Origin of the sequence: Lysinibacillus sp. G4S2 (genome assembly GCF_030348505.1) — a bacterium.
Taxonomy (GTDB): Bacteria; Bacillota; Bacilli; order Bacillales_A; family Planococcaceae; genus Lysinibacillus.
Map to the genome: position 1 here is coordinate 1,549,072 of NZ_JAUCFJ010000002.1, position 17,007 is coordinate 1,566,078.

A 17,007-nucleotide genomic window follows, 5' to 3' on the forward strand; every position below is an offset into this window, starting at 1 on the left:
TTGACTTTGAGTACAACGAAATTGGCGACAAATCAAAAGGTCACACATCTAGACCCAGTAACATTTGAAGTGTTAAAAAACGGTTTTGTGAATTTAGTCGATCAAATGGCTGAACAAATGCTGCGGACATGCTACTCGTTTGTTATTTATAATCGAGACTTCAGCTGTGCATTATGCGATGCACAGGGGAATACCGTGATGCAAGGAACGCAAGATATTTCCGTACATGTAGGGACATTGCATTTAACGGCAAAAGCTGTCTTAGAGGATTTCGCTGATGATATCCATCCAGGTGATGTATTTTTAGTAAATGATCCTTATCGTGGGGGAACGCATTTCAGTGATGTACGTGTGATTTTACCAGTGTTCCATGATGATAAACTAATTGCACTCATGCAAACAAATGGACATTGGGCAGATGTCGGCGGTTCTAATCCAGGTTCCTTTGATATTACAGCTAAGGAACATTACGGGGAAGGTCTACGTATCCCCCCTGTCCGCATTTATAGTAAAGGTCAATATTTATCCGATGTAGTGAAGATTATTGTTATGAATATGCGTATTCCGGAAGAACGTATTGGAGATTTACGGTCTCAAGTGGAAGCGGCGAAAGTTGGAGAGAAACAACTCAAGGAAATGATAGAAAAGTACGGTATTCAGACAGTGCTAGTAGCTTTTGAAGAAGTCCAAAATTATGTTGAACGATTAATGAGGGCAAAAATTAAAGCTTTACCAAAAGGTCAATGGGAAACGGTGGACTATATCGATATGGACCCACAAGCAGGAGATGGCCTCATCCCAATTCGTGTGAAAATGACGATTACGGAGGATGAAATTGCTTATGATTTAAGTGATTCACATCCTTATATTAGTTGTTTTTTAAATGCAGGGTTTGGCTCAGCACTTTCTGGTACTTATGCAGGAACCAAAACATTTTTCCCAGAGATTCCGCTGAACTCAGGGTTTTATCGTGTTGTTAAAATCTATCTTCCCGAAAACTCTGTCGTCAATGCACCTAGCCCAGTAGCTGTCTCTGGCTATTGTTCAGGGGCGTTTGAAAAAATTATGAATGCTTGCTTCGAATTATGGTCAAATATTATGCCTGAACGCGCTATCGCATGTTCATTTAATTTAGAGTATTTATTAATAGGTGGGTACGATCAGCGGAGAGATAGTAGTGAATATTTTATGTGGTATGACTGGATGGCGGGTGGCCATGGTGGACGTATTGACCGTGATGGTGCGAATACTACCTCACCAGTGTTTGGGGTAGGCTTGAGTGTTCAACCATGCGAAGGGCAAGAGCGTTTGTCACCGGTTGTTACAACGAAGCATGAAATCATTATAGATTCTGCTGGTCCAGGTAAATACCGTGGCGGTTGTGGTGTAGAAAAGGGAGGTATTTTAACGGATGTAAACCAAACAGTGATGTCCTATTGCTGTGATCGTTCTCGCTCCATTACATGGGGGATTATGGGCGGCTTACCTTCTATCGCACAGGGAGCCATTTTAAATCCAAACAAAGAGGGCGAAGAATTTTTAGGTACGATCTTCTCCAATATTGAATTGAAGAAAGGCGATACCTTTACACGTCCTTCAGCTGGAGGAGGGGGGGTAGGCGATCCGTTAGCGCGAGATGTCAAAGCTGTATTAGAGGACGTTATTGATGAATATGTTTCGCTTGAACGTGCGAAGCTTGATTATGGCGTAGTCATCCATGAAATTGACCGCGATATGGACGCTTACGAAATTGATATGGCTGCTACATTAAAAGAACGCGATTATATTCGCAAAAATCGCCATAGATGGCTGGAGACAGATCCGATAGAAGTTGAGCAAATGTACAACAAAGGTGAAATTAACCAAATGGATGTTGTTCGAAGATATGGTGTCATTATGGATTACCAAACAAATAAAGCATTGCCAATCTCAACCGAGCAATATCGGGAAGCGATGAAGAAACGTTCTTTGGCATATTGGTGACAGATAGCTATAAAAACTATCAAAGAAGACTTATATAAAGCCTTCTTTGATAGTTTTTTCATGTTATATGGCTACCAAATATCTCGACAACTCCCTTGCTTAGTTTGTGTTTGTTGATAGCCGCAGTAACGAAAGACAAAATACAATATTAAAGAACTTCTATTAACATCATGGGTTTGAATAAGGATAAAGAACTGAAACTTTTAAAAAAACTATCGTATAATTAATAAAGGGGGATATTTTGGGATTAAAACATTTTTTTGTAATTATATTAATGTTCTCTATATTTTTGATAACGGGTTGTTCAAATAACATAGATAAAGGAACTGAAGATATAGATAATGAATTTCCTCCATCTTATACTGGAATAATTATTATTAATGGTACGGAATATCAGATGGAAAAAGGCGGTTATAAATGGGAAAGAAAAAAAGGTTTAGGTACTGAAGTTGTGCAAACAGACCACGCATCTCCGAACCAAATGGCAGAGCATATGGAATCAATTAGCACAATTCCAAATCAAAAGGTTTATATTAAGATTGAGGGAAACCCAGATATTAAAGTTTATTTATGGAATGAAAAAGGACTAGAAAAAGAAATCGAACAAAAGGCAAATCAAATAATCGTTCCTTCAAGTAAAGGTAAGTATATCTATGAAGTATTAGCAGAATGGACTAACGGAACAATTTCCTATACATTTGTTGTAGAAGTTCAAATAGTCACAAAAGATTAGTCATAAAAAGAGGGAAACCTTATTAATTTGGTTTCCCTTGTTTTTTATTTAATTATCAACATTAATATTTAACAGGACATAAATAAAAGAAAATACACAACTCTTTTATATGAATAAGAGAGTTGTGCATCGAGCTTAAAAGCTATTTCACACTAGGCAACAATTTATTCAACAATATGGCTACAATAGCAGCAGTTGCTATTGGAGAGCCAAATAAATATTGAACGGTTGTTGGTAATGAATATAAGAAATCTTTAGGAAGTAGTGTTAGGGCTAATGTTAAAATCACCGGTACTGCGATTACATACATTTCCTTTTCACCAATGTTTTCATTTTTCATTACTTGTAAACCACTGATTGCAATAATGCCACAAACGATAACGAATACACCACCGATAACTGCTGAAGGAATAGCAGAAATAAGAGCAGCTAATTTACCGGAGAAGCCGAATAAGATGAACCAAAAACCTGCAGCAATAAAAACACGGCGACTTGCGATACCTGTAATCGATATGACACCTGCATTTGTTGAATAGCCAGTAACAGGAGTTGACCCTAGTAAAGAGGCAACGAAACAGCCAATGCCTTCACCGATAACCCCACGATTAATTTGTTTATCTGTTAATGGTTTATCGATGACATTACTCACTGCAAACCACGTACCTGTAGTTTCTGCCATTAAGACGATATAAATAATAACCATTGTAATGATGGCGGAAAAATTGAACGTGAAGCCAAAATCCGCAAATGGAATTTGAGGCATACTAAACCATTTTGCTTGTGATACGGTTGATAAATCTAGTACACCCATAATATTCGCGGCAATACTACCTGCGATTAAAGCGATGATTACTGAAGTGATACGAAATACGCGACCTTTTTTATGAAAAACTGCACCTAGCATAACGCATATAATAAGAACGGTAGCAGAAATAAGAGCTAAATAGATGTTTTGGTTAATAGATGCACCTGCTGCGTTAAAAATGTTATTACTTAAACCTACTGGCATTAAAGAAAGACCGACAACAAAGATAATTGTCCCTCCGACAAGTGGAGGAATAAAAGTTTTCACGATTTTATTGAATATACCTGTATAACCTAAAATAATAACCAAGATGGCGCCGATTAAACTTGCTCCTAGCACAGTGCTCCAACCAAGATCTCCACCCCCACTTGCTGCATAAATACCTACAATGGCACCAAGAGGAACATATGAAGGACCTTGGGCTATCGGTAGCTTCATGCAAAAATGGGTTTGGATAATCGTTGCAATCCCTGCCGCAATAAATGTCGATTGAATCAATGCGCTTGATTGACCTGATTGTAAACCGATTAACATGGCGATTAAAAAGGGCACTACGTAAACGTCCATTGCCATAACGTGCTGTAAACCAAGTAGGACTGATTGGCCGAATGATACCTTTTCATCTGGTAAAACTGTTAACTGCTGAGTTTTCATTTTATCGTTAGCTAATTTGTTATGTTGCGTTTCCACTAAGATGTACACCTCAAAATTGTAATTTTTTTACGCAAGAGACTATCTATGCTCTAGCGTGAACCTTATTTCCTTGTACCCAAACTTCTCGAATATTTTCTGGGCGCACAAGATACATAATTTTTTGGAAGATATCCTGTAAATCTTCCTTGTAATCAAATATAGGAAGTTTTGCAGATGGTATGTTTGTATCGATGATTTGTACATCCCACGTATAGTTTTCCTGTAAACGGCCAATAGGAAGGCTTAAGCTTTCTCCGCCACCAGCTGTCGCTAAATAAAATGCTTCTGTAATCGTAATACGTGAATTTGGGACACCGCGTTTTTCAGCAGGAAGAGATGGATCGACACCGTCTTCTAGCATTCTAGATGACATAACTGCTTGTCTAGCATTATCGAATAGGCTAGGGGAGAAACCGCCTGAAATATCGGACCCTAATCCGATATCAACGCCTTTTGCTTGAAAGCGGGCAACTGGAATGACACTATTTGCAAAATAAGCATTGGAAATTGGACAATGACCGATTGCAGTACCTGTTTCAGCAAATAATTGTGCATCGTCATCATTTAAGAAATTACAATGTGCCATCACTGATTTGTCACTTAATAGGCCAAAATCATGTAAGGCAAAGGCATCATTTTTCTTAAATCGTTCCTTTACGTAGCCGTGCTCCCAATCACTTTCACTACAATGAGATTGGATATGTGTATCGTATTTAGCAGCTAATTCTCCTAGACCTTTTAATGCATCGTCTGTACAGCTTGGAATAAAGCGAGGTGTTACAACTGGATAAACACCTTGTTTTGTTGATTTTGCTAATTCCTTCACAGCTAAAATAAATTCTTCAGTATCTTTTAATGCAGTTTGCGTATTTGCATCACGATAATAGTCTGGATTTTGTTCAGGATCATCCATCACAACTTTCCCAACTAGACCTCGTTGCCCTTTTTCAGCGCAAATTTTCGCTAATAGCAGGCTCGCTTCTTTATGGACAGTTGCAAAATAGAGTGATGTAGTAGTTCCATTTGCAAGAAGAGTACTTACTAAATCTTCATAGATCTTTTGTGCAAACTCTAAATCGGAGAATTTCGATTCGATAGGGAATGTGTATGTATTTAGCCAGTCATAAAGTGGAATATCTAATGCAGTTCCAGCTTGTGCCCATTGTGGTGCATGTACATGTAAATCGACAAAGCCTGGAAAGAAATATTGACCGTCAGCTAATTGATGGAAATTTTCTTGATGCTGATATGTAGTTAATAGATTTTGATAATCTGGATGCTCAGGAGCTACTGTTTTTTCAATCATTCCATTAGCATTAATGAAGAATAAATAATCCTTTAATATTTGTACTTTTGTAGGAGACTTACTTGAAAAAGCTGTCCCTTTAAAAATTGACGTATAATCAGTCATAAAAACCACCTTAATGTTCGTTTATTGATGAATGCATGGATTATTATAGGGCATTATAAGTGATTAGTCTACATAAAAACGAATATTAATAGGGGCGATACGGACTTTTGAATAGATTCCGCTATTTTTTACAGCTTTTACAAGCATTGTGATGAATCAATGCCGAAAATTAGGATGATGTTTTTAAACGTGTGTCATGTAGTTGATTTCCGTTCCGGCTGGGCGACTTTAACTGATTATAGCGTAGGGCTACTCGACTCCTGCGGGAAAAGTGAGACAGGCGTGACCCTGCACGGAGCGTATGTTTTCTGTGCGAAAGCGAAGTGCTAAAGTAGCGACAGCAAATGTTTTAATGTGCGAAAGCGAAGCGACAGCAACAACAATATTTTATATGTGCGAAAGCGAAGCGACAGCAACAAATGTTTTATATGTGCGAAAGCGAAGCGACAGCAACAACAATGTTTTATATGTGCGAAAACGGAGTGTCAGCGGCAACACCAGCGGAGGAAACGGCTCGACACTCTCCCGCAGGAAAGCGAGTAGCCAGTAGTGGAAGGCAGAGCCTTTTAATAAATCGGGGAGGATAAAGATGGTTAATCAACACGCTGGTATATTATTTAGAAGAGCTTGTATATTATTTTATATTTTCTTTCATAGCGACAGACTCATAGAAACGGTTCTTGTATTAAAACCCATTTTTTCGTACAGTTTAATAGCATTATTCTCGGAAAAAGCACTAAGACGAACTTCAGAGTATCCTTGTTGTCTTAGTTGGTCAATGGCTGTTGTCATTAATCGTTTAGAAATTCCTTTTCCTCTGTATTCTACTAAAACAAATAGTTCATAAATAAATCCGTTTATCTTATCGGTAAACTGATCTTTACTTGTTCCTAAAAGAACCCAGCCCATTAATTTATCTTCTTCTGTAGCTATTAAGTAATAGCATCCCTTTTCCAGTAGTGGTTTAACAAGTTGTTCGACTTTTTCATTAGTAGGTTTTACTTCACTCAATGTACCTTCAAATACAGCTTGAGGAGAAAGCTCCAAAACCTTTTTGAGTTCCGAATCGTTAGGTTTTCTAATATCCATAAATATAATCAATTCCTTTCATTATCTTTTCAGTTTATCACAAAATTCCGTTAATTATTTTAGCGTCTTTCATTTGAGACCCGGCATCGAGCACCGCGAGTGAAGCGGCTCATCGGATGCCCTAAAAAAGTCCCCCAGTCGGAACAAAAATCAACCACACGTTATGAGTCATTGAGAGAGGGCTAGTTACAAATTTTGTGAATAAAAAAGACTACACTTCAATTCGCTGCTGTACAAATTTTGTGTAGTTTAAGCTTTTTAAAAATGACTGTTATGAAATTGAGTTATTGATGATGTTAATAAAGGCATTAAAGGTCGAAGAGGTATTTTGTTCATTTTTTCGTGTACAAAGAAAAATAGGGCGCTGAATGTCGATGTCTTTTATAAAAACGCGGGCTACTTGCTGCCGTTGAATAAAGCTGGAAGCCGCTATGGATGGAGCTAGCATCGTACCATACCCAGCTGCAATGGCGTGAATGGACTCATTGATACCATCCAGTTGCAGCCCTACTCTTGGCGGTGGGATTTTATGAACCTTACATAAGGCGTTTAAATATTCTTTTGTAGAGCTACCATCTTCTCGTGAAACAAATGGCTCTTGCATTAATTCCGCTAAAGTCACTTTTTGATCTGCCAGTGGATGTCCATATGGGACGATAAACCAATAATCGAGATTCATGAGGAATTGATAATTAATATCTGGATGATGACCGTCCTCTTTTACGATAAAAGCAATATCAGCCTTATAGTGAAGTAATTCTTCAATAACTTGCTGGGAATTAGCTGATTTTATGTGGATATTAGTTGTCGGATAGGCATGCTTATACTTTGCGAGCCATTTTGGTAATAAAAAATGGGATGGAACATGGGTAGAAGCGATTTGTAAATCTTCATTACCAGTGTTTTTTAATTGCTCTAATTTGTGTTCAATATCCAATTCTAAATCAAATAATCGCTGAGCCTGTTTAAATAAAAATTCCCCATTTTGTGTTAAAGTAATTCCTCGGCCTTTCGATTCTAAAAGAGTTAAGCCAAGTTCCTTTTCTAAATTTCTTATTTGGATGGTAACGGCAGGTTGGCTAATCATTAGAGCTTGCGCTGCCTTAGAAACACTGTTGAGTTCAGCTACCTTTGTGAATAATCTAAGAGCATGTAAATTCATTATGTATCCACCTTTTATAAAAAATTTTTATCCTTTTATATAAATTATATATTAGATTTATTAATTTTCACTCTGTATCCTTTTAATTACAAAAAGTTTTTTGGGGGTGGGGATGAGATGAATCGACAGCATGTTGGAATTTTATTTGGAGGGGTGCTATTACTTGTAGTAGCAATGGGAATTAGTAGATTTGCATTCACGCCAATTTTGCCATTTATGCGTAATGATGTCGGGTTTTCGTTTGAAGTTGCAGGATTTTTGGCATCAAGTAATTATATCGGCTATTTTATTGGCGCGTTGTGGGCAGGATTTATCAATCGCCAAAAAAAGAACTTTTTATTGCTAAGTGTTGTTTTGAATGTCCTTTCTATTGTTCTTATGGGAATCATTGAAATATACAGTGTTTGGCTTGCGCTTCGTCTGATTGCAGGCATCACAGGGGGACTTATTTTTGTATTAACATCGAGCATTATTATGGATTACTTAGCAAAGCATTCACTTACACGATGGTCAGGCTATTTATTTGGTGGTATTGGATTAGGAATTGCTATTTCAGGTTTATTTGTACCAGCTATTGAAGCGCGTTTTGCATGGCAAGGTACATGGGTCGGCTTAGGGATTTTATCTGCTGTGTTTTTAGTGATGACATTTATACTTTGGAGAGATTTGGATGTACAGGATAGTGTGAAAACCGCTAAATCCTCTGATGCAAAAATGACAACGGGCTTTATGCCATGGCTGATTGTCGCATATGGCTTAGAGGGGTTAGGCTATATTATCACAGGTACTTTTTTAGTAGATATCATTCATAATATTCCTTCACTCCAAGAGTACTCATCGTATAGCTGGGTCATTGTTGGAGTAGCGGCCATACCGTCAGCACCTGTTTGGACTGTGCTATTAGAAAAGTTTTCAGCAATTAAGATTTTGTTTGTGGCATACATATTACAAGTGATAGGTATCTTGTTACCGGTATTTTCACAAACAGCATGGAGCGTTTTATTATCGTCATTTTTATTCGGCTTAACATTTGTAGGAATTGTAACGTTAACGACCTCCTATGCGCGCCAGTTATTCCCGACACAAAGCGGTCCGGTAGTATCTTTGTTAACAACTTTTTATGCATTTGGACAAATTATCGGTCCAATCATCGCTGGTCAGCTTGTGGCGTTTTATAATAGCTATAAGGCAGCGCTTGTATTTGCAGGAGTCATCGTATTTTTTGCATTAATTGTTATGTTATGTGGAAGATGGGTAACTGTTAAACGACAGGCAACTTTAGACAATGCATTGCCGATCAAAACTCAATCCAGTCCTTGAATTAGAAAAGCCAGAAATCCGATTGGGGATTTCTGGCTTGTGTTTTTTTAAAAGATGGCATGCCTCTATCTACATGGTATAAAAAAATGAAATATAAGTCTATAACTTTTTTTGTGTATATGAAAAAATGGTAATGTGCACAAGGGACGTAACGTTACGATTCTATACAGAGATGAGGGAATTGTATGGCAAGAACAGTACCGACAGAAGAGGCGATTAAACGCTGGAATCTACATGCAGAAAGGTTTACAGCAAACTACGATGAACATGGTGATATACACCGTGAAGTATTATTAAATCCGGCCATTTTTTTATTATTGGAAGAGGTGGAAGGGAAAAGGCTATTAGATGCAGGATGTGGTGAAGGTTATTTAAGTAGAAAACTTGCTCAACAAGGGGCTATTGTCACAGCTGTTGATTATTCAGAAAAGATGCTAGAAATTGCAAGGGAAAGAACACAGGAGGAAGTCACTATACAATATGAATATGGAAATTGCGAAAAACTAGATTTTTTAGCAGATGAACAGTTTGATTGTATTGTTTCCAATATGGTTCTTCAAGATTTAGAGAATTATAAGGAAGCTTTGAGTGAGATGTATCGGCTGTTAAAACCAAATAGCACTTTGATCTTTTCGATTCTTCATCCTTGCTTTGTTACGCCTAATAGTGGATGGATAAGAAATGAAAGTCTTGACCAACAGTATTGGAAGGTTCAACGATATTTTTATGAAGGTGTATATGATCAAACGCTTCCGCTAGATTCAGATGAAAAAATTGTTTTTTATCACCGAACATTAACGAGCTATATGAAAGCAATTTTTCAAGCAGGATTTACGATAGAAGACGTTATCGAACCGATGCCTTCAAAAGAGATGCTTACAAAGTATCCACAATTCGAGGAAGATTTGCATTGTGCAGATTTTATCGTATTTAAATTAAGAAAATAAAGGAGGGGAAACATGTGCGTATAGTTCATGTCAGTGAGGAAAGTGATATTACAGTATTCTATCCACGATTACCTGATCGATTAGATTTAGATCCAGAAAAAGGGCTAGTATGGGCAATCAACGAAACATGTTTACCTAACTTTTTAATCCCTAGAAATTGCCCACGAGTTTGCTATCATATTGGTGCCGATACAACCGAACAGGATAAACGAGCCTATATAGCATCGACATCGTGTTCACACGTTATTGTTATTGAAAGCAAGTGGTTTGAGACGATGAAAAATACGAATCTTTACTTATATGAATTTGATAGTAATGGATTCACACTACAAGACCAAAATGCTGGTTATTATACAAGTGAAACTACACAAATTCCAATTGCTAAAATTGAAGTGGAAAATTTGTTTGAGGAATTGTTTAAGCGTAATGTTGAAGTACGAATAGTTGATAATTTGTGGGATATTCATGATGAAATTCAAAAAACATCATTTAATTGGTCCATGTGTAGAATGCGATTTGCGCAACCAAGAAAATAAAGAGAAACTTTACTAAGTGGTTTTTTTCATCCCCAATTAGTATTAGTTGAACGAATCGGCCATTTACGGGCAGTGAGTCTCCACCTATCTTCCTTGCTTTCGGTACAGATAAATTACTGCCCGTTAATGCAGGATAACAAGTAAAGCCTCGTAAACGTTGATGTTTTCGTTTACGAGGCATTGTTATGTCTATACAGTAAAGGTTTGCTCTAATGGAGTAGTAGTAACGTCAATCAATTTACTCTCTTTATATGTAAATATATATTCATAGTTGTTTGTTTCTTCTAGCATTTTTGGTAAGTAATAATTTAAATTTGCTATTCCTACATTTTGAGGGTGAAAAATCCATGATAGATCTTTCCAATCGAGAATGCCTTCTGCGACTTTAATCGGTGTCGCATATGGATAGGATTCTGGTAATTCAGCAATAAAGGCATACATGCAGCCAAAGTTAGTGATTCCGTCAGTCCACGTTATTTTTCCTTTGTATGTAATATCCTGAAGTGAGATGCCCGTTTCTTCCTTAATTTCTCGTAATGCACCAGCCAGTGGCGTTTCATTTTTCTCAATCTTTCCACCTACACCATTCCAAGCCCCCATCCACTCTGGAAAATCCCTATTTAGCAATAATATTTGGTCACCCTTCTTAAGAAAACAAATTGTAAATTCAACCATGTTTTTTCCTCCTCTTATATAGTAAAGCAAAAAAATTAAGCATCTGACCTTGGTGGATTCCAGCCAGTACGCTGACTCCATTTATCCGCTTTTCTTATTATTTCCCATATGATTTTATCTTTTGATTCAGTATACATTTGTCGATTATTTTCGTATCTTTTAGCAAGAGCATATTTTAATTCCTCATATCGTTTACAGTCATCCGGATGTGTTCTCATATAATCTCTGAATAACAATGCAAGCTGTTCAGCCCAACTACCAGCTTTTCGAACGTGTATATGTATCCTTTTATTACCGGGTGTTTCACGAAAATAGCGTTTAGTAATATCTCGATTGTTTGCTCTATAGACAAAACCTAGATTTTCTAGTTGTATTCTATAGGAATCTAATGTGTCTAAAGAGCTTACAGAAACTTGCACATCAACAATTGGCTTAGCTGCCAAGTTAGGTATAGATGTTGAGCCAATATGATCAATCCTTATGGCAGCATCTCCTAAAGCATTGCGCAGTGAGGAGCCTAAATCTTGAAATTCTTTTATCCATTCATCATTATAGGGCATGATAATAATTTTGTCTGACATTTATTCCCTCCTTAGGTAAAGACGTTGATAGGAATATTGTATCATAGCATAAAATTGTAATAACCTTTGAATATGATTATGTAATAGTGTTAAGATTCTTTCAGGGAATTAATTATATGAAAAGAGGGAAAATATGATTTTAATAAGTTCTTGCTTAGCAGGATTAAAGGTACGCTATAACGGAACAGATAGTTTAGATGAAAGAATTCAAAAGCTTGTGTTAGAAAATAAGGCGGTAACTGTATGCCCTGAACTTATGGGAGGTTTTTCGACGCCTCGTGAGCCTGCTGAAATTGTAGGTGGAGATGGAGAAGACGTTCTTGCTGGAAAAGCGAAAGTGGTTGAAAAATCTGGCCGTGATGTAACGGAGCTTTATTTAAAAGGTGCATATGCAACTTTACAGAAAGCTCTCGAACTAGGTGCAACTAAGGTTATTTTAAAAGAGTATAGTCCATCCTGTGGCAGTGCAATGATTTACAATGGAGATTTCAATGGTACAAAATTAGTTGGCGTAGGTGTAACTACTGCCTTGTTAAGAAGAAATAATATTGCGGTCTTTTCTGAAGAAGATTTTTCGGAGTTATTAATGCAAATTTGATAGGAAAATATGTGTTGGCCTGAGTAAATTATACTGAATAATATTAACTATATTTATAGAATTTAAAAGATGTTGAAAGTATTATTGACTTTTAATTTTATTTTTAAATGCTATAATTGAGGTAAATCATTTGGAGTGATGGGTATGAGTGAAAATGTATTACGTAGAATTCCACTTGAAAAATTTGTAGATCTCAAAGTCGATTACGCATTTAAGCAATTATTTGGAAATAAAAAAAATAAAGACCTAACGATTTTCTTTCTGAATGCAATTTTAAATCGAACAGGTCACCGCGCTATTAAGGAAGTCTCTTTTATGAGTCAAGAATTTAGTGGTGAACATAGAGATGATAAGCAATCGCGGTTAGATATTCTAGTGAAAACTCAGGAGAATATAGCGATAAATATTGAAATTCAATTAAGCAATCAGCATGATATGATCAAGCGGACACTATACTATTGGTCAAAAATTTACACTTCAGAGCTTAAAAAAGGTTTTGGTTATCATAAACTAAGACCAACAATTACTATTAATATTTGTAATTTTAGTTTATTTGAGCAAACTGATGCTTATCATACTACATTTCATCTGAATGAAGATGACAGAAAATTTAGAATTGACGATGTTCTTGAAATCACTTTATAGAAATGAACAAATTTATCTTCATTCAGCAGAAGATTCCCACCTTTGAAGATGGTGAGATGAATGCGGAAATGGGCCTTTTTAGAGGGTATCCAAACACCTGCTGAATGAAGATAAAGCCTCCGGCAGATGTCTCGAATTTTTAAAGGAATGAATTGTGCGGGCACAATTCAAAATTCGGACGCAATTACGCCAAGGCGAAATTGATCAAGCAATGGTTTAATAATAACCTGAACCCATTAGATAATGAACTTGTGAGTTGGTTATCGTTCCTGGGGGTAATTGATGTAAGAAAGAAAAAAATCTATAAAGAAATCTATTTGGCATTAGAGGAACTTGCTATGAACGACAAAAGAATAAAAGATGCTTTAACTATTTGGCAAGAATTAAGTCAATCTCCAGAAGAATATTATGCCTATGAAGCCCGTTTGAAATATATATTAGATGAGGAAGCGAAGTTAGAGGATGCAAAATATTTTGCGGAGAAAGAAGGGGTCGCTAAGGGGATAAAACAAGGAATTGAGCAAGGGATAGAGCAAGGAATAGAGCAAGGAATAGAGCAAGGAATAGAGCAAGGAATAGAGCAAGGATTAGAGCAAGGAATAGAACGAGGAGAGAAAAAGAAGCAGCAAGAAATTGCCTTAAAAATGTTACAAAAAGGCATTGATTTGGAGACCATTGCTGAATTTACAGAATTAACGTTAAGTGAAATAAATAAATTAAAGGAACAGTTTTATTAATTACAGTCCTTAATGAAAAAGACTACTCCGTTACTTAGTAGATCGGGGACGATTTTAATTCAAAAAGCAAAGGGGATGGTGGATGTGAGAAACGAAAGAGTCTATGAAGAAATGTATTTGGAACTAGAAAAAATTGCGAAGGAGGATAAAAATATACGAGATGCTTTAAATATTTGGCAAGAATTGAGTCAATCTCCAGAAGTACGTTTGGCTTATGAAGCCCGAGTAGAACAATTATTAGATGAGGAAGCGAAGCTAGAGGATGCAAAATATTATGGAAGGATAGAAGGATTAGCTAAAGGAATAGAACAAGGAGAAAAAAAGAAGCAACAAGAAATTGCCTTAAAGATGTTACAAAAAGGCATTGATTTGGAAACCATTGCTGAATTTACAGAATTAACGTTAAGTGAAATAAATAAAATAAAAGAACAGCTTGATTAATGACAATCCTGATATGAAAATATCGCCCTCACTACATAAGTAGATTGAGGGCATTTTTTTATTCAATAAGCGAAATTTTGGGTGAGGTTTGGCAAATATTTTTGTTGATCCCAAGCAAGGGCTGGTCGCTACAAGCCACATGCAGGTGCGGTTAATCATCAGTAGGATTTTATACCCTCATCTGTTCCTTTCGTGCAATTTTATGCTCGTTTAATATTTAACGGTTAACTTTAAAAAATCCAATTAAAGAGGTTTACCACCCCAATTAACTTATTGAAATTCTAGAAAATTTGGTTCCTCAGGATAGTATAGATCCTTGCGTAAGCAAACATCTCGATGTGAGAGTGTTTCGCCTTTAAATCGAATCCAAATTTCATCATCTGCCATGACACCATGTGTTTTCCGCACGATGCCCCAGCGATTATAGGTTTGCATATCTAGTGAAGCCAGTAATTCTTTTGCGTTGACCCGAGTAGGGGGGAAAGTTCGCCATTTTAGCCAACGTTCCAGTTCTTCTAAGGTTATATGCCCCTCCATCGTCGGTGAAAATTGCTTGTTAAAATCTTCAATATAGTTAATGACATATGGTGTGCCACCGTCAGTCGGCTTTAACTCAACATGTGCAATAATGTCATCCATCCACATCACGTCAAAAGTCATGTAATCAATCAATAGCTTCACTTCCTTCTATGAATAAATGTTTCAAAGCTCAATTCTTCAGAGGTGGGAGGAATGAAGTGCTTTTTTCTTTACAGAACATACGTTTTCGTTGTATATTGTGAATAATCAAAAAATAAAGGGGTGACGGGTAATGACAAAATCGAAAAAAGATTGTTTTATTATAGAACTCAAGTTACTTATAGATACATGGCAAACCGATATCCTATTAAAACGTTTTGAAATTGCCCGTACACTCTATAATACGACTTTGTCTTATGCAGTAAAACAATATACTTTCATGCAGGAATCAAAACACTATCGAAAACAATTACGTTGCTACCAAAAAGCGAAAAAATCTAATGATACAAAAGAATTGAAGCAGACCGCAAAAGAATTAAATAACATTCGTCAATCTTTTGGATTAAGTGAAAATCAACTGCATGCGTATATTAAAAAGCATCAACATAACTATAAAAAACATATAGATAGCAATACTTCCCAGAAAATCGCCTCTACTGTTTGGAAAGCGGTTCAGGATGTTCTATTTAAAGGGAGCAAAGCACATTTTAAACGTTACGGAATGCTTCATTCTGTAGAAGGGAAATCTAATAAAGCAGGCATTCGATTTAAAGAGAATGTTGTCTATTGGAACGGATTAACCCTTCCTGTTCGTATTCGCAAACAAGATTTATTTGTAGAAGAATCCCTTGCTCTTCATACCATTAATTATTGTCGTCTAGTCAAAAAAGTGATTCGTGGAGTACATACTTTTTACGTACAACTCGTGATGGATGGGGTTCCTCCTGCAAAGAGAATTCCATCTACAGGAGCCTTTCGGCATGCCTATCAAAAACAAAAACGAGTAGGTATTGACATTGGTCCTTCTACCATTGCAGTTGTTTCAGAAAAAAACGTTTTCATCCAACAACTTGCGCCAGATGTACCTTTATTGGAGAAACAAAAAAGACGTTTATTACGCAAGTTGGATAGAAGTCGTAGAAGTACCAATCCTAACAATTTCAACAAGGATGGTACGATCAAACATGGCGTTAAACTCCGTTGGACATATAGTAAAAACTATCAAAAAACAAAGAAACAAGTAAAAGAATTATATAGAAAGAAAGCTTCCTACATCAAAGAAAAACATGGTGCGTTAGCCAATAAAATCTTGTCTCTTGGCGATGTGGTGTACATCGAAACCATGCATTTTAAAGGATTGGCAAAACGTACAAAAGAAACCAAAACAAATATACAGGGCAAATTCCAATCCAAAAAGCGTTTTGGAAAAAGCATTGGGAATCATGCCCCTGCGATGCTAGTGGGAATTATCCATCAAAAATTAGGTTACACCAAGCAAACGATACAGAAAGTAAATACGATCACCTTTAGAGCCAGTCAGTATAACCATGTGACGGATCGTTATGAAAAGAAAAAACTCCATCAACGTTGGAGTCAAATTGGAAGTCATCTCGTACAAAGAGATTTATATAGTGCGTTTTTATTGATGAATAGTGAACCAAATTTACAACAAACGAATCAAGACTTATGCAATAAAACGTTTACTACCTTTTTAGAGTTACACAATCAACATATAGAAGACTTGAAACAAGTAAAGAAAACATTCCCTCTTAGCATGGGTATCAAACAAATCAAGTGAGGGGTATTCCCCCGTAGGTAGAGCTACCTGCCTTCGTTAAAACTTATTGTCAACACAACATCGGTTGTGTAAATAAGAAAGTCTTATAGAACAGAAGATAAATCAAAGATGTTGTACACAGGACATAGCAATACCATCTGTGGAGAGCTTTGTAACGCTTCTCTTAAGTATATAAGAACCCCGCTACTTTAGCTGTGGGAGTAGTCAGAACCAATCTAGTTTGAAATACTCCTATTATATAGTGTCATCATCATTTAACGCACGAAAAATTGTCTAACCAGTATTGTTTGTCGCTTCTTTAATCAGCGGCTTTTTTTAGAATCAAAAGTGATGA

At 36.5% G+C, this 17,007-nt stretch carries 18 protein-coding genes; 11 read left to right on the forward strand and 7 right to left on the reverse strand.

Annotated features, from left to right (window positions below; genetic code table 11):
- The first annotated feature begins 6 nt into the window (after positions 1-6).
- Together QUF91_RS07855 and QUF91_RS07860 are read left to right on the forward strand one after the other, a co-directional pair.
- Positions 7-1,983 (forward strand): hydantoinase B/oxoprolinase family protein, encoded by a 1,977-nt coding sequence (locus tag QUF91_RS07855; protein WP_289417374.1) that lies wholly within the window; start codon positions 7-9, stop codon positions 1,981-1,983.
- Between the two features lie 241 nt (positions 1,984-2,224).
- Positions 2,225-2,716 carry a hypothetical protein gene (locus QUF91_RS07860; RefSeq protein ID WP_289417375.1) on the forward strand — a complete coding sequence of 164 codons (492 nt, stop codon included), beginning with the start codon at positions 2,225-2,227 and terminating at the stop codon, positions 2,714-2,716.
- A 142-nt stretch (positions 2,717-2,858) separates the two neighbouring features.
- On the opposite strand, the gene QUF91_RS07865 is transcribed toward QUF91_RS07860, so the two are convergent.
- Together QUF91_RS07865 and guaD are read right to left on the reverse strand one after the other, a co-directional pair.
- On the reverse strand, positions 2,859-4,211 hold the full coding sequence (locus QUF91_RS07865) for a uracil-xanthine permease family protein (protein WP_289417377.1): 1,353 nt from the start codon (positions 4,209-4,211) through the stop codon (positions 2,859-2,861).
- A 46-nt stretch (positions 4,212-4,257) separates the two neighbouring features.
- Positions 4,258-5,625, reverse strand: a complete 1,368-nt coding sequence (guaD, locus tag QUF91_RS07870) for a guanine deaminase (protein ID WP_289417379.1) — start codon at positions 5,623-5,625, stop codon at positions 4,258-4,260.
- A gap of 310 nt (positions 5,626-5,935) precedes the next feature.
- Between guaD and QUF91_RS07875 the strand changes: the two genes are divergently transcribed.
- On the forward strand, positions 5,936-6,175 hold the full coding sequence (locus tag QUF91_RS07875; protein ID WP_289417380.1) for a hypothetical protein: 240 nt from the start codon (positions 5,936-5,938) through the stop codon (positions 6,173-6,175).
- A 101-nt stretch (positions 6,176-6,276) separates the two neighbouring features.
- Here the strand turns inward: QUF91_RS07875 and QUF91_RS07880 are convergent, their stop codons facing one another.
- A complete protein-coding gene (locus QUF91_RS07880) occupies positions 6,277-6,714 on the reverse strand; it encodes a GNAT family N-acetyltransferase (protein WP_289417382.1) in 438 nt (145 codons plus the stop codon).
- 271 nt (positions 6,715-6,985) lie between these two features.
- Entirely contained in the window at positions 6,986-7,876 is an 891-nt protein-coding gene (locus QUF91_RS07885) for a LysR family transcriptional regulator (protein WP_289417384.1), read from the reverse strand.
- Between the two features lie 117 nt (positions 7,877-7,993).
- Between QUF91_RS07885 and QUF91_RS07890 the strand changes: the two genes are divergently transcribed.
- The 3 genes from QUF91_RS07890 (at position 7,994) to QUF91_RS07900 (ending at position 10,679) form a co-directional block, all read left to right on the forward strand.
- Positions 7,994-9,196, forward strand: coding sequence for a YbfB/YjiJ family MFS transporter (locus tag QUF91_RS07890; protein WP_285395756.1), 1,203 nt, complete (start codon positions 7,994-7,996; stop codon positions 9,194-9,196).
- A gap of 185 nt (positions 9,197-9,381) precedes the next feature.
- A complete protein-coding gene (locus QUF91_RS07895) occupies positions 9,382-10,143 on the forward strand; it encodes a class I SAM-dependent methyltransferase (RefSeq protein WP_285395757.1) in 762 nt (253 codons plus the stop codon).
- 14 nt (positions 10,144-10,157) lie between these two features.
- On the forward strand, positions 10,158-10,679 hold the full coding sequence (locus QUF91_RS07900) for a DUF6886 family protein (RefSeq protein WP_285395758.1): 522 nt from the start codon (positions 10,158-10,160) through the stop codon (positions 10,677-10,679).
- Positions 10,680-10,868: 189 nt separating this feature from the next.
- Here the strand turns inward: QUF91_RS07900 and QUF91_RS07905 are convergent, their stop codons facing one another.
- Both QUF91_RS07905 and QUF91_RS07910 read right to left on the reverse strand, forming a co-directional pair.
- Positions 10,869-11,354 carry an NUDIX hydrolase gene (locus QUF91_RS07905; RefSeq protein WP_289417387.1) on the reverse strand — a complete coding sequence of 162 codons (486 nt, stop codon included), beginning with the start codon at positions 11,352-11,354 and terminating at the stop codon, positions 10,869-10,871.
- 35 nt (positions 11,355-11,389) lie between these two features.
- Complete coding sequence (locus QUF91_RS07910; protein ID WP_285395760.1) at positions 11,390-11,935, reverse strand: GrpB family protein; 546 nt, start codon at positions 11,933-11,935, stop codon at positions 11,390-11,392.
- 133 nt (positions 11,936-12,068) lie between these two features.
- On the opposite strand from QUF91_RS07910, the gene QUF91_RS07915 reads away from it, so the two are divergent.
- The 4 genes from QUF91_RS07915 to QUF91_RS07930 all read left to right on the forward strand — a co-directional run bounded on the left by QUF91_RS07915 (position 12,069) and on the right by QUF91_RS07930 (position 14,356).
- Positions 12,069-12,533 (forward strand): 2-thiouracil desulfurase family protein, encoded by a 465-nt coding sequence (locus tag QUF91_RS07915; RefSeq protein WP_285395761.1) that lies wholly within the window; start codon positions 12,069-12,071, stop codon positions 12,531-12,533.
- 144 nt (positions 12,534-12,677) lie between these two features.
- Positions 12,678-13,178: an Rpn family recombination-promoting nuclease/putative transposase gene (locus QUF91_RS07920; protein ID WP_289417389.1), complete on the forward strand. Its 501-nt coding sequence runs from the start codon at positions 12,678-12,680 to the stop codon at positions 13,176-13,178.
- Positions 13,179-13,516: 338 nt separating this feature from the next.
- Positions 13,517-13,915 carry a hypothetical protein gene (locus QUF91_RS07925; protein ID WP_353957840.1) on the forward strand — a complete coding sequence of 133 codons (399 nt, stop codon included), beginning with the start codon at positions 13,517-13,519 and terminating at the stop codon, positions 13,913-13,915.
- An 84-nt stretch (positions 13,916-13,999) separates the two neighbouring features.
- The gene (locus tag QUF91_RS07930; RefSeq protein WP_289417390.1) at positions 14,000-14,356 is read left to right on the forward strand and encodes a hypothetical protein; all 357 of its coding nucleotides are present in this window, start codon (positions 14,000-14,002) and stop codon (positions 14,354-14,356) included.
- A 270-nt stretch (positions 14,357-14,626) separates the two neighbouring features.
- On the opposite strand, the gene QUF91_RS07935 is transcribed toward QUF91_RS07930, so the two are convergent.
- On the reverse strand, positions 14,627-15,028 hold the full coding sequence (locus tag QUF91_RS07935) for a hypothetical protein (protein ID WP_285395765.1): 402 nt from the start codon (positions 15,026-15,028) through the stop codon (positions 14,627-14,629).
- Positions 15,029-15,167: 139 nt separating this feature from the next.
- Between QUF91_RS07935 and QUF91_RS07940 the strand changes: the two genes are divergently transcribed.
- Positions 15,168-16,673 (forward strand): hypothetical protein, encoded by a 1,506-nt coding sequence (locus QUF91_RS07940; protein ID WP_289417392.1) that lies wholly within the window; start codon positions 15,168-15,170, stop codon positions 16,671-16,673.
- Positions 16,674-17,007: the final 334 nt, after the last annotated feature.